The sequence below is a fragment of the Alkalitalea saponilacus genome, from assembly GCF_900168165.1.
Classification (GTDB): Bacteria; Bacteroidota; Bacteroidia; order Bacteroidales; family Marinilabiliaceae; genus Natronoflexus; species Natronoflexus saponilacus.
Genome location: NZ_FUYV01000008.1, coordinates 1 through 14,532, shown reverse-complemented (window position 1 = coordinate 14,532; position 14,532 = coordinate 1). Strand labels below are relative to the sequence as shown.

At 42.2% G+C, this 14,532-nt stretch carries 5 protein-coding genes; 1 reads left to right on the top strand and 4 read right to left on the bottom strand.

Translation table 11 applies throughout. The features are described from left to right. Nucleotides 1-122 precede the first annotated feature (122 nt). The 3 genes from B5X70_RS07885 to gltX all read right to left on the bottom strand — a co-directional run bounded on the left by B5X70_RS07885 (nucleotide 123) and on the right by gltX (nucleotide 7,100). A complete protein-coding gene (locus B5X70_RS07885) occupies nucleotides 123-2,597 on the bottom strand; it encodes an SLBB domain-containing protein (protein ID WP_079557358.1) in 2,475 nt (824 codons plus the stop codon). Nucleotides 2,598-3,055: 458 nt separating this feature from the next. Then, nucleotides 3,056-5,479: an SLBB domain-containing protein gene (locus B5X70_RS07880; RefSeq protein WP_079557467.1), complete on the bottom strand. Its 2,424-nt coding sequence runs from the start codon at nucleotides 5,477-5,479 to the stop codon at nucleotides 3,056-3,058. An 88-nt stretch (nucleotides 5,480-5,567) separates the two neighbouring features. Further along, nucleotides 5,568-7,100 (bottom strand): glutamate--tRNA ligase, encoded by a 1,533-nt coding sequence (gene gltX / locus B5X70_RS07875; RefSeq protein WP_232468279.1) that lies wholly within the window; start codon nucleotides 7,098-7,100, stop codon nucleotides 5,568-5,570. 260 nt (nucleotides 7,101-7,360) lie between these two features. Between gltX and B5X70_RS07870 the strand changes: the two genes are divergently transcribed. After that, a complete protein-coding gene (locus B5X70_RS07870; protein ID WP_079557356.1) occupies nucleotides 7,361-11,158 on the top strand; it encodes a CotH kinase family protein in 3,798 nt (1,265 codons plus the stop codon). 99 nt (nucleotides 11,159-11,257) lie between these two features. On the opposite strand, the gene B5X70_RS07865 is transcribed toward B5X70_RS07870, so the two are convergent. Continuing rightward, entirely contained in the window at nucleotides 11,258-13,816 is a 2,559-nt protein-coding gene (locus tag B5X70_RS07865; RefSeq protein WP_198314156.1) for an adenosylcobalamin-dependent ribonucleoside-diphosphate reductase, read from the bottom strand. Nucleotides 13,817-14,532: the final 716 nt, after the last annotated feature.

The window sequence follows — 14,532 nt, the reverse complement described above, 5'->3', positions numbered from 1 at the left end:
ATCAACCATCAACTTAAAACCCCAATCTTCCGTTTTCCGGTCTCCTGTTTCCGTTCTCCAATTATTATCCTTCAAACTTCATACAATCAACCATCAACTTCAAACCCTCCTACTCCTCTTTCCTACCAAACCCTCGACATCGCCGTAATCACCACGGCTGTCATGGATACCACCGAAGACATGATGGAGATTCTTTCCCCTGGTGTTAACCTGGGGCGTTCCTCTTTTTGAGGGATGATGATTTCAGCCCCCGCGGTGACATCCGGGTTGCTTCGAAAGAAAAGGAAGTTTCTTCGCGCAGCCACATCGCCATTGGCATAAACGACATAGGCATGTCGTTTACGGGCATTTTCTGCAAAACCACCCGATCTGTTGATGTAGTAGTTTAGGTTACGCCCATCCCTGAACCTGATTTCCGATTCACGCAAAACTCCACCACGAACACTTACTGTTTGAAGCTCTGAAGGTATTCTGATTACATCTCCGGTTCTCAGAAACAGGTCATCTTCACTCCCGGGATTCTCTAAGATGCGGCCCAGATCTATTCCAATATATCGCTCGGTCACATTTTCCAGTTCAATCACATCATCCGAACCTCCCTCAATATCAACTTCAACCCGTTCCAGTTCAATGGTCTGACGCAACAAAGTGGCGCCTGGCATGAATGCTTCATGGGTTAGTCCCCCTGCTCGCTGTACTAAATCAGAAATGCGCTCATTTCTGCTGGTCAGCACATATTCTCCAGGATACAACACCTCTCCCTCTACATTAATGGTCACCTGTTCACGGTAGTCGGGTCTTGCCCTGACAAAAATCTGGTCAAAAGGTTTTAATTCAAAGGAGGCTGCCTCGCTTCTAATGCTCAAATCCCTATCAACAGCAAAAATAAAAGTTTCTGCCAATTGATGGCCTCTCTGTAAAGGAGCCGCATCACCAATCACTCGTCTGTTTACTTCAATACGAGCTTCCGATGCGGCCGAAGTAAACCCGTTTGCCACCAGAATGAGATCTTCCAGGGTCATCCCTTCACGGAAATCGTATGTATTTGGAGTCTGAACGGCTCCCCGGATCACCACATTCCGACCTTCCCGCATCTCATGAATGTCTTTTATGATCACCTCATCCTCGTTTTGGAGGGAGATATCAAAAGCTTCGGGATTATTCAAAATGTTATCCACATTAAATGCCAGAATGGTGAAATCAAAATTATCGGTCAACCTGTTGATAATAGCTCTGGAACGAAACGCATCGGGTTTCACTCCCTCTGCTTTCTGAAGTAATTCAGAAAGCATCAATCCCTCTTCTCCTATTTCATATTCTCCCGGACGCCAAACGGCTCCGGAAATGGAGACCCTGTTAGAGAATCTGTCAAGAATCTGATCAACAATCACAACGTCACCGTTGCGCATGGTAAAGTGCTCAAATCGCTCACGATTTACACTTAAAATTTCTCTTTCAGTTTCAGTATTGCGGTGAATTCGAATCTGTCTCACATATGCAGAGTCGGTAAAACTGCCTGCATAATTAATTAATTGAGCCAAAGTCTCGCCGATTTTGACTTCATACAGTCCTGGGCGTTTAACTTCACCTCTCATTTCAATGCGGTTGGCATAAGTTCCTACGCGGATGATGTCCTGATCCTGCAGGCGGATGTTTTGACTCTGGTCTCCGCTAATAAGGAAGTCATAAACATCCAGAACTGCCACCTGTCGGTTCTCTCTTATGACCTCAACATTTCTGAAAGAGCCTATCATGTTTGGACCACCTGCCTTATACAAGGCATTAAATACGGTGGCAAGAGATGATACAGTGTAATTACCCGGTGAATTAACCTCTCCCATTAAGGCCACTTGAATACTTCTAACCCTGCCGAGACTGATGCGGGCAAATGTATTCTGACCTGAGTCTCCGGGACGTAAACCACGGTATATTTGCTTTAGCTTGTCCATGACACGCTGTTCGGCTTCTTGTATGGTTAATCCATGAACGTACAACGGACCCAAATTATCAATGGAAATAGTTCCCTCACTGGAAACTTCAAGTTGATAAAAATTTGTCGCGGCCCCCCAGATATCAATAACCAGTTCGTCACCTGGTCCCAGACGGTAATTCATCGGCGTTGGCACGTGCATGGAGGGTTCAAAACTGAGCATTCCTCTTTTGAAGATTCTGGCTCCAAAAATCTCCGGTTTATCACTCACATCTCTATGTACCATGCTCCATAAGTCCTGATCAAACAATCCGGACTCTTCAGTTCCCACTCTTTCCCGCGCCCGTAATGCCGGTTGCTCCTGTGCAGCGCCCTGCATGGTGCGTACTCTGGCCATTAACTCCTGCACCACCGATGCAGGCATGCCTCGCTCGCGGGCCATCATCATAGCCTGCTCAGGTGAAATGCCCTGAGCTTCGCCTCTTGCAATAAAAGATCTTAACTGAGCATCACTGACATCTTGTGATCTTACACCTGACAAATCATGCATATTAAGTCCTGATTGTGCGGCAACAGTTTCCGATATTAATCCTGAAAGCATCGTAAATAGCACAAAAGAAAAGATGGTCAGACTGCTTTTGGAAGTCCTAAAAAATATACGCCACATAGATTATATTTTAATACAGAAATTTGATTGATCAAGTACGAAGAATGGTAAATATTTATAATGATTATCGCGTTTATTTGCAGAAACACTAAAAAACGTCAAATGAAGATAACAGCGAAACGAAAAAACAAAGCTTCGGTTAATTGGTTTATAAGAGAACGAGTGTCAAGTTAAATCTGAATGATCTCCCTCGTTTACCCCTAGCCCCCAAAGGGGAACACCAAACGCACTATACTAACTCGTCATTTAAGGTTGACTTAATACGAGGCGTATAAGACATAAATTCTACCCCATAAGTTTAGCACAGCAGCGGTCTAATCAAAGCAATAATATTCAACATATTATAAGAAACGGCATTTCCCGATTAAACACACCTCCGGTATTGTGAGTCACACAAAAACGGCTGCGAAGTTACCATAAAAAGCTCAAAAAAGGAAACCGTTCATCAACAAAAACAATCAGTTCCCAATCTGATTTATCACAGTCACAATGGTCAATGCCAACGACGATACTCCACTACCTATTGCAATCCAACCTGTTGCAGGAATAGGGGTACGTGGTGGTTTCTGAGGAATCACAATTTGACTTCCCGGCATCACCGTGGGATAAGAACTAAACAAAACATAATTTCTTGTAGCGGCCGCTGTTCCGTTGGGATAAATGACATAAGCTTTCCGTCTCTTAGCACGTAACCCAAAGCCTCCACTCTGGTCAATGTAGTACCGAAGACCTTTTCCTTCAATGTAGGGCATGCTGATTGGGTTGAGAACTTCTCCCTCAACCTGCACAGTTTGTAACCTGCGGGGTACAACCAGTTCGTCACCATCCTGAAGATAAATATCATCGCGACTGCCGGGTCGTCGTAATGCTGCTTCCAAATCAATTCCGATAACGCTAAAGTCCAAACCACTAAAAGAGACCCTTTCATCTGACTGCTCAAGAGATTGAGTTAATGCATCTGCTTTTCCCTTTCTCCGTTCACGGGTCAGCATGGCACCAGGCAAATAAGCCTCAGGGGTTAAGCCTCCGGCTCTTCGGATTACATCCGAAAGCCTCTCATTTCGGCTCACAAGTGCATATTCCCCTGCATACATAATTTCTCCTGAAATTCTGATACTGGACTCCTGAACAAATCCGGGTGCTCTACGAATAAAAATCTGATCGTATGGTTGCAGCAAAAAAGATGCATCATCATTATGGAGAGTCAGCGATCGGGGAATGGTAAACTGAAACAAGTGTCCGGTTCTTTCAGATGTAGAAGCAGCCTCTTGGTAGGTCAAACGCCTGGTAACCTCAACGTAACTCTCGGATGCAGACTCCTTTAAACCTCCTGCAAGCGCGATCGCGTCGCCAAGCGTCAAAGCCTCACGGAAATCCAATCGACCGGGTCTCTGTACTTCACCAAAAACCCTAATGGTGCGTGCTTCACGCATATCATCAATTGAAGAGATGGTAACCACATCCTCCCTGCGTAAAGAGATGTCTTTATCCCCACTTATGACAGCGCTTAAATCAAATGCCACATTGGAATAACTCAAATTCTCGTTGAGTCTCAATATCATGCCCCGTTCCATGAATGCATCTTCCCTGAGGCCATCAGCACGTTCAATCAACTGACTTAAAGTCAAATCTTTTGTCAGCTCATAGGTACCCGGACGAAAAACAGCTCCGTCAATGGCCACCCTGTTTGCAAATCGGGATAAAATAGCTCCAACATAAAGACTGTCGCCATTCTGCGCATAAAAATCATCGTATTGATCTGCGAATACATCCCGCACTTCAAGTTCTCTTCCCGTATTTCGATGTAATTCAATCCTTCGGTTATAAGCCTTTTCATCAAACCCACCTGCGTATTTAATCAACTCATCAATGCTTTCACCCTCCAGGGTTTCAAATAAACCGGTTCTAATGAGATGCCCTCCTATACGAACCCGGTTGCGAACTGTGGGAACCATAATAATATCACCGTCCATCAAATGGACATTAACTTCGCTGTTACCATTGATCAGATAATCATAAACATCAACTTTTTGAAGCACCTCTCCTTCTCTAATGACCCTGATCTCTCTGAACGATCCTCTCAGATTGGGGCCGCCGGCCAGATACAAAGCATTAAATGCGGTAGATGCTCCCGGCAATGTAAAAGTTCCCGGTGCGAAAACCTCTCCCACAACATTAACGGTAATGGGCTTAATTTGACCTAGTTGGATATTTGCGAACGTACGAGGCTCATCTGCCACCATATCCCGGTAAATTCTTGATAGTCGTCTGAATATTCGCTCTTCAGCCTCCTCAAGGGTAAAACCACCTACAGGTATCGGACCAACATTAGGAATGGTAATATTTCCGGATCTGTCCACAAAGAGAAAGTAGGTCATCTCGGAAACTCCATATACGTCAATGATAAACTGGTCACCCGGCCCTACCAGATATTTTCTTGTAACGGGGTAGTTGATTCCCGGCTCAAATGTAAGGTTATCGCTGTTAAAAAAATGAAATCCAAACAACCTTGTTTCCTGCTCCGAAGGGACAAAAAATGCTTTTTTTGAATAAATAACAGGTTGCTGATCAAAACCCGAAGCAAAATCCTCCATTGCCATCGACTCTCTGGTTTTCATCCGTTCATCGGAGATTGTTCCTGCTCCCAATGTTCTGATGCGTTGACGCAACATAGATATCTGAGATTCGGGAACCCCTTGTGAGCGTGCGAGAGCAAGCGCCTGTTCTTCAGTCAGCCCTCGACGTTGCATTTCGTCCAACAAGCGTTGAACCTGTGCATCACTTAACGCAGAAACATCAACCGAGGCAGGGTCAATTTGCTGTGATTCCACGTAATTCATCCCTATAAAAAGCAAAACAACAAAAAGTAATATTCTATACATATCAAAACTGGTTTTTAAGAGAAAATGCATGCCAAAATCAAAAACGCAATTTTTTACGAAAAATTGCCAAAGAACTCAGCAATATAACCTAATGTGAACCCAAAACTTCCACAGCCAATTTTATTCTTTCTACACACTCCTTTTTCCCCAGAATTTCGATGATGGTGAAGAGATCAGGACCAAAAGCACCTCCTACTAACGAAAGACGAAGTGCATTCATCACATTTCCAAAGTTCTGTTCCTTTTTGTTAATCTCTGCCGAAACCATTTCTTTTAAAGGTTCAGCTTCCCAAATTTCTGCTGAGTCAAACAAATCGGTTAGCTTGAGGATGAATACAGGAACGTCACCTTTCCAACGCTTTTTCACTACCTTCTCATCATATCCCTGCGGTTTCTGAAAGAAGAACCAGGTTTGCTCCCAAAGCTCTTCAACAAAATTGACCCGCTCTTTAACAAGACCAACGATTTTTTCTACGAGACTGAGATCTGTTTCAATACCTTTTTCAGCCAAAACAGTTTTGTAAAGGATAGCTAATTCTGCATCTGACTTTTTAATCAGGTATTGATGATTGAACCATCTGGCTTTGTCAGGATCGAATCTGGCGCCGGATTTGTTTACCCTTTCGAGGGTAAACAAGTCAATCAACTCATCAATGGTGAACAATTCCTGCTCCGTTCCGGGATTCCATCCCAATAAAACAAGCAGGTTATTCACCGCTTCCGGAAAATAACCCGACTCCCGATATCCCGCCGAAACATCTCCATCTGGAGAAATATATTTCAATGGAAAAACCGGAAAGCCTTCCTTATCCCCATCTCTCTTACTCAGTTTGCCTTTCCCGCTGGGTTTTAAAATCAGTGGCAAATGGGCAAATTCAGGCATGGTTTTTTCCCAACCAAATGCCCGATATAACATAACATGCAACGGCAATGAAGGCAGCCATTCCTCTCCTCTGATTACATGAGTAATTTTCATCAAATGATCGTCGGTGACATTGGCCAAATGATATGTAGGCAGCTGGTCAGCAGACTTAAACAAGACTTTATCATCCAACGTACTTGTATTAAAGGTTACCTGACCACGTACAATATCCTTAACCGACACATCTACATTCTCAGGCATCTTGAAACGGATCACATATGGCTCTCCTGCCTCTATCCTTTTCAGGGTCTCTTCGTCTCCTAATTTTAAAGAATTATTCAGCCCCGACCGGTTGTGGACATCGTATGCAAATGTTTTTTTATCAGCCTCATACTGGCTTCTTAGTGCATCAAGTTCTTCGGGTGTATCAAAGGCATAATATGCCCAACCATTATCAATTAGCTGTTGTGCATATTGCCGGTATATATCTCTCCGTTGCGATTGTTTGTATGGCCCATATTCCCCTCCTTCACGAACGCCTTCATCAACTTTTAAACCCAACCAGCTTAACGACTCATTGATATACTCTTCAGCGCCAGGCACAAACCGTGTACTGTCTGTATCCTCAATTCTAAGTATAAATTTTCCGCCGTGCTTGCGTGCAAAAAGATAGTTAAACAGGGCAGTACGAACTCCTCCGATATGAAGAGGCCCTGTTGGACTTGGAGCAAACCTTACCCGAACATCTGTTTGATTCATGATTTCTTAATTTTGATTGCAAATATAGTTAAATCTGTGACAGCTGCCCGATTAAATTTAATGATATAGAGTATCATTTCATTGGAGTTTAAGTCTCAAGATTTTTGTTTTTAAAACATATTTATTACTTTTATCACAGTATAGATAATGCTTGAATTCTGCCTGAAATTCTCAAGAGGCCCTTTTTCACTGCGATATTACATTCTGATATACAATCTTCCCGACCAATTATTTTCACTGTCACTGACAAATTAAATGATATGAATTCAGTTACAAAATACAATGTACTCTCCTACATATGCATAATGGCTATTTTCTTCCTTTTGCAGATACCAGCAAAGGGGCAAAATAGCCAGTTCACAATAGTTCTTAATGAATTGATGTCGTCAAATTCAAACACAATAGCCGACGAAGATGGCGACTTTGAAGATTGGATTGAAATCTATAATTATGGAGACGACCCGATTAACCTTAATGGATGGGGATTATCAGATGATGAGAATAATCTTTTTAGATGGGTTTTCCCTGATGTAACCATAGCACCGGGAGAGTATCGTATCATATGGGCTTCCGGAAAAGATCGCAGACCAAACGACGGAGCAGCCATCAGTGGTTTGCGCAGAGATGTTTATCAAAACATCAGCGGCACAAGTGTTGATGACCTTATAAACAGTCCGGATTACCCTCACAGCCCCTCTTTTTCCGAAATAGTTACCGAATATTTTGAAGCTCCCGTAAATGTTGACGACCACTATGGACAGCGCATGCATGGTTTACTAAAACCGCCTGCAACAGGATATTATACATTTTGGATTGCCAGTGACGACAACTCTAGACTTTACATCAGCAGCCATACGGACCATAGCGATTTAACAAGAATTGCTTTGGTTCCGCAATGGACCAGCAGTCGCCAGTGGGATAAATATCCGGAACAGCAATCTGCTCCGATACACCTTTTAGAAGGAGAATACTACTATGTTGTTGCTTTAATGAAAGAACATGATGGCGGAGACAATCTGGCTGTCAGATGGCAGCTGCCTGATGGGGCCATCGAGGAACCTATGCCGGCATCCCGTTTCTATCTGATAAGTGATGAACTGCATACCAATTTCGCCATCTCTTCGGATGGAGAACCCATCATTTTAACAGAACCCGAAGGAGAAATTGTTCATATGGTTCCGTCAACGCCTATTCCTACTGATGTATCATTGGGATTGAACCCCAATGAAGATGGCTTTTTCTTTTTCAACAACCCAACTCCGGGAAGTGCTAACACCTCCACCGCATTTTTAGAAATCATTACTGACTCACCCGTTTTTTCACATACAGGAGGCTTTTATAATGAATCATTCGATTTGCAGATAACCAGCTCTCACCCTGATGCAACCATCATATACACGCTGGACGGGTCGGCTCCCGACCCGTTAAATGTTGGAGGGAGCAGTTACCATTACAAGAACAGCTACCCAGATGGAAATTTACTTACCAGAGAAACCAGATCCCATATATATGATGAACCGCTGAATATTTATAACCGCTCCTCTGAGCCATACCAGTTAGCTGGTATTAACACTCAATTTGAAGCATCTCCAAGGCTCCCTAATTCTAATATATTTAAGGGAACTGTGGTGCGAGCTATGGTTTATAACGAAAATGCCATAACCACAAAATCTGCTTCCCATACTTATTTTATATCTCCGCAAGGAGCTGAAAGATACTCACTTCCTGTGATATCAATTACCACCGATGAGCCACACCTTTTCGATTATGATTCAGGAATTTATGTGGCTGGTAGAGTTGCCGATGAATGGTGGGCTCAAAACCCCGGAGCTGGCTGGAACGGAGGACGTCCGGCCAATTACAATCAGAGAGGAATAGAGTGGGAGTACCCGGCCCATTTGGAGGTTTTTCCTGAAGACGGACAGCCTGTGTTTAGTCAAAATATTGGCATAAGAACCCATGGAGGTTGGAGCCGCGCCAACCCCATGAAATCGCTTCGGTTTTACGCCAGAAATCAGTATGATGATTCAAACACCTTGAATTATCCATTCTTTGGAAAGCTTCAGGCCAGAGGTAATCCGAATGCAACGGTTGATCAGTTTCGCCGGTTAATCATAAGAAACTCAGGCAACGATCATTACAGAACCATGTATCGGGATGCTCTTATGCAAGAGCTGGTTAAACACCTTCCGTTCACCATACAGGCATATCAGCCTGCTATACATTTTATAAACGGTGAATTTTGGGGCATCATAAATATCCGTGAACGATATGATCAGCACTACATACATTCTCATTACGGAGTTGATCCGGAAGATGTTGTAATTCTTGAAGCATGGGGTTCGGTTGACATAGGATTGCCGGCCGACAGTGATCAGTTTTATGAAATTCTCAACTATGCTGAGAATTTCAATCTTAATTTCCCGGCTCGATATCAGTGGGTTAAAGATAGAGTAGATATTGAAAGTCTCGCGCATTACTACGCAACTCAAATCTATTTTTACAATACTGACTGGCCACAAAACAATATGACTTTCTGGAGGAAACGTGTTGACTCTTATCAACCCAATGCAGCATACGGTCACGATGGACGTTGGAGATGGATGATGTATGATGTCGATTTTGGAATGAACCTTTATGGGAATCATACTGCGTCGAATGGACTCAGCAGGGTTATGAGCAGTAATGCAAGTGATCCATCATCTCGGTTATTCAGACAGCTGTTGGGAAATAACGAATTCCGGGACTATTTTATTAATATCATAGCCGATCATCTTAACACCTGTTTTCAACCCGATCGAGTCCACAATTTGGTGGATGAATTCAATGACATACTCGCTCCTCACCGCAGCGAACACTGGAACAGATGGAGACATGGAACCGATACCGGTAACGACATTAAAACATTTGCAACGGGTAGACCCAACTATATGCGTTCTCATCTTCGTTCGCAATTTGGATTGGAACAACCGGCAAATCTCACCGTAAATAGAACCGGAGAGGGTGTTGTAAAAGTTAATTCGGTTATTATTGATGAAAACACACCCGGCCTTGAAAACGCCCCTTCTCCATATCCATGGTCTGGCATCTATTTCAGAAACACACCCATTCAACTTTCAGCCATTGATAAGCCCGGGTACAGATTTTTACGATGGGAAGGAAACATTCAGCCCAGCCAGGCTAATTCACGAGAGATTCAACTCACAATAGCGCCTAATGAGAATGCTATATCGGTTACAGCTGTATTTGAACAAATACCTGAACCAACAATAATTCATCTGTGGCACTTCAATTCTCTCTCAGATGATATATTCGAATCAGTGCTTTCTGATCTATCAGAAACCGAATCTCCCGGAAGAATTTTATACTCTGGTGAGAGCGATGGATACATGGACAGGGTAACTGATGGCTCTTTAATCAACCTGCCTGGCGAAATTCATCCGGGTTATGCTCTGAGAGTCAGAAATCCATCCGACACCCGAGAGTTGATTTTAGAAGCACCCACGGACGGTTTTAAAGAAATAGTGTTAAAATATGCCGTGAAGAGAACCGTTAATGGTGCAACGAAGCAAAAAATCTGTTATCGCACTTTGGAGAATGGCTCCTGGACAACCATTGCAGACAATATATCTGTTCTGGAAGATTACAGGCTTGTAACGGTAGATTTTTCTGAAATATCAGGAGCCAACAACAACCCGGAGTTTGCTGTAAGAATTACATTTACGGACGAAGCAGCCGAAAATGATTCCGGGAACAACAGGTTTGATAACATCACCTTTTCTGCCAGAGATATTTCAACCAATTTAAATGGCAGTTTAAAAACCAATAGTTTTAATGTTTTTCCGAACCCGGCTTCAGATTTCATCAACATCATATCAGCAGATCCAATCAAGACGGTTGCCATCTATGATATTAATGGTCGGATTTTGAAATCTTTTAGAGAGGACGATTTTAGCAATCAAAGAAGACTCAATCTCCATGGATTAGCAAATGGGATATACCTCTTGGAGATAGTCACAACAAAAGAGAAAACAACGGAGAAATTAATCATCCGGTGAGATATTTAAAAGAGAAAACTCCCCGCAATGGATTGATTTGAAACGAAGAAAGGGACTGCCATTTGGCAGTCCCTTTTCCATTATATATGGCACATCAAATCATCCACATTTAGAGGATCCGCAATCCTGACAAATCAGACATCCTTCCTGGTAAACAAGATTATCGGAACTACAGTTCTCACAATGACCTTTTCTGGCCTTGGTTCCATTAGGTATGTATTTTTTCAAGGCTCTTTCAACACCGTTTTTCCAATTGTTGATGTTCTCATTATCCAGTTGCAATCCGGCAACCAAATGAAGGACATCCTCAATTTGCATACCATGTCTCAATACTCCGGAAATGAGTTTTGCATAGTTCCAAAACTCCTTATTAAATTTATGCGACAGACCTTCTATGGTTGTTTTATAACCTCTTTTGTTGACATATTGAAAATCGTATCGAGAGGTTTCATCTTCCTCAATATTCTTAATTATACTGCCTTTAAGCACCGATTTCGGCAACAAAATCCCATCTTCGTCATCAGCCAAACCTGTGAAAATTTCGTAGGGACGACCATCTAACAGACCTACAAAAGCAATCCACTTTTCTTTGTTGTTTTGAAAACGAACCACGTCTGCTTCTAATACCTGAGGACGCTTTTTGGGGAATTTGGAAAGATCATCCTCTTTTTTCTCCTTGTTTGACACCAAAACTCCTGCACGAGAACCATCACGATAAACAGTAACACCTTTACAGCCACTTCGCCATGCTTCCACATACAAATTACCAACAAGCTCTTCAGACGCATCAGATGGTAAGTTGATGGTCACACTGATGGAATGGTCAACCCATTTTTGAACCTGACCCTGCATTTTTACTTTGCTGAGCCAATCCACATCATTAGATGTGGCCTTATAGTATGGAGACAAAGCTACAAGCTCATCAAGTTCTTCCTGCGTATAGTTTTTGTTGGTTTCATAACCACTTACTTCCATCCATGTTAAAAACTTATGATGGAAAACAGCGTACTCTTCCCAGCTATCACCTACTTCATCAACAAAATCAACTCTCACCTGAGGATCGTTGGGGTTTACTTTTCGGCGTCTTTTATAAACAGGGAGGAAAACAGGTTCAATACCACTGGTTGTTTGCGTCATCAAACTTGTTGTCCCGGTGGGTGCAATGGTTAACAAAGCAATGTTTCTGCGACCTTGTTTTGACATTTTTTCATACAAAGCGGGATCGGCTTCTTTTATGCGTTGAATAAATGGGTTACTTTTTTCTCTCTCTGTATTATAAATGGGGAAACTTCCTCTTTCGCCGGCAAGCTCAACCGATGCACCATAAGCAGCCAAGGCCAGTGCTTTATGTACCTCAATAGAAAAATCAACCGCAATATCACTACCATATCTCAACCCTAAACCGGCAAGCATATCACCTTCTCCTGTAATTCCAACTCCGGTACGACGTCCTTCAGTGGCTTTTCTACGGATATTTGCCCAAAGATTACGTTCTACAGCTTTTACTTCTTCAGTTTCCGGGTCATTGTCGATTTTTTCCAGTATGGCATCAATCTTTTCTAACTCCAGGTCAATGATATCGTCCATAATTCGCTGCGCATATCCAACATGTTTGCGGAACAGATCGAAATTAAATTTGGCTTCTTCCGTGAATGGATGCTCCACGTAAGAATAGAGATTGATGGCGATTAACCGACAACTATCATATGGACACAAAGGAATTTCTCCACATGGATTTGTGCTGACAGTGCGATACCCCAGATCAGCATAACTATCAGGAACCGATTCTCTGGTTATGGTGTCCCAAAACAAAATTCCGGGTTCTGCAGATTTCCATGCATTGTGCACAATTTTATTCCATAGCTGCTGTGCATCTACTTCTTTACTGTATTTAGGATTTTTTGCATCAACAGGGTATTGCTGAATATAAGGCTTTTCCTCCACAACGGATCGCATAAAATCATCATCAATTTTCACCGAAACATTGGCACCTGTAATTTTACCAGGCTCCATTTTTGCATCGATAAACTTTTCCGAGTCCGGATGCTTTATTGATACGCTTAGCATCAATGCACCCCGGCGTCCATCTTGGGCTACTTCTCTGGTTGAATTTGAAAACCGTTCCATAAACGGGACGATACCTGTTGAGGTCAATGCAGAGTTCTTTACGGGCGACCCTTTAGGCCGAATGTGCGACAAGTCATGCCCAACTCCACCTCTTCGTTTCATCAACTGTACTTGTTCCTGATCTATTTTCATTATTCCACCATAGGAATCTGAATCTCCATCATTTCCAATAACAAAACAGTTAGACAAAGATGCAATTTGAAACTCATTACCTATTCCGGCCATTGGCCCTCCCTGGGGAATGATGTAAGTGAAATTTTTAAAAAGTCCGTAAATTTGCTCTTCAGTCATCGGATTAGGATAGCGCTTCTCTATTCGGGCAACTTCTCGTGTTAAACGCCAATGCATTTCATCCGGTGTCAACTCATATAAATTGCCGTCAGAATCCTTCAAGGCATATTTATTGACCCAAACACGGGCAGCCAGTTCGTCTCCTTTAAAATATTTTAGAGCCGATTGAAAGGCCTCTTCATTGGTATAGATTTTCAAAGTACCCGAATCAGTACTTTGGCGCATTTCTTTTACTTCCATGATGACTTGTTTTTTATAATCGTCTGTTAAGATGTTGGTTAACTTTTGTGTTTTTGAAAACAATCGTGATGGCAAGTTAGGAAAGGTTATCCCTTTTGGCAAATTTTTTTTATCAACAACTGCATAAAGTTATCCATTTCGAAACCCTTTTAGCCTGTTTTTCTGCTATTTATGATTTTTAAAAGATCGAAATGTTTTCCAAAATTAAAACTTTGCAATATTTATGCTTTTTTTATTTCCATATATTGGAAATAACTACTGTCTTGATAAAACGACTTATACATTGATTAAATCACTCTTCACAAACCTGGAGTTAAATTACCCGAGATCGTTTTTCCATATAATGGAAAGCTATTAACAATGGCTTCTAGTTAAGGCTATATGCTACGATTATAACCAATAGGCTCAAATAGGATCCTTATCAAATGAGACATAAACATATTTAATTTCATTCGATAATATCAATAATTGCTTATGCACTTAGAAACTGACGTTACCTATCTGGATATTTTGCCTAAGGTTCTGTTTTCACCACATAAGGCACATAAGAGTACAGGAAAAGGGAGACAGGAAACGGGAGCGAGTTTTCGTAATGCAAATTAATACATAATTAGATATAAAAACATAATAAAAACCGCTGGGAGTGTCGCCGTAGGTGACAAATGTTGATAGAAATATAATAACCATCTGACACGCGGCACGCCGGAGGTGTGCAA

Bases quoted from the DNA above. Each gene is read 5' to 3' on its own strand.
- B5X70_RS07885 (WP_079557358.1), bottom strand. From the start codon at position 2,597: ATGTGGCGTATATTTTTTAGGACTTCCAAAAGCAGTCTGACCATCTTT.
- B5X70_RS07880 (WP_079557467.1), bottom strand. From the start codon at position 5,479: ATGTATAGAATATTACTTTTTGTTGTTTTGCTTTTTATAGGGATGAAT.
- gltX (WP_232468279.1), bottom strand. From the start codon at position 7,100: ATGAATCAAACAGATGTTCGGGTAAGGTTTGCTCCAAGTCCAACAGGG.
- B5X70_RS07870 (WP_079557356.1), top strand. From the start codon at position 7,361: ATGAATTCAGTTACAAAATACAATGTACTCTCCTACATATGCATAATG.
- B5X70_RS07865 (WP_198314156.1), bottom strand. From the start codon at position 13,816: ATGGAAGTAAAAGAAATGCGCCAAAGTACTGATTCGGGTACTTTGAAA.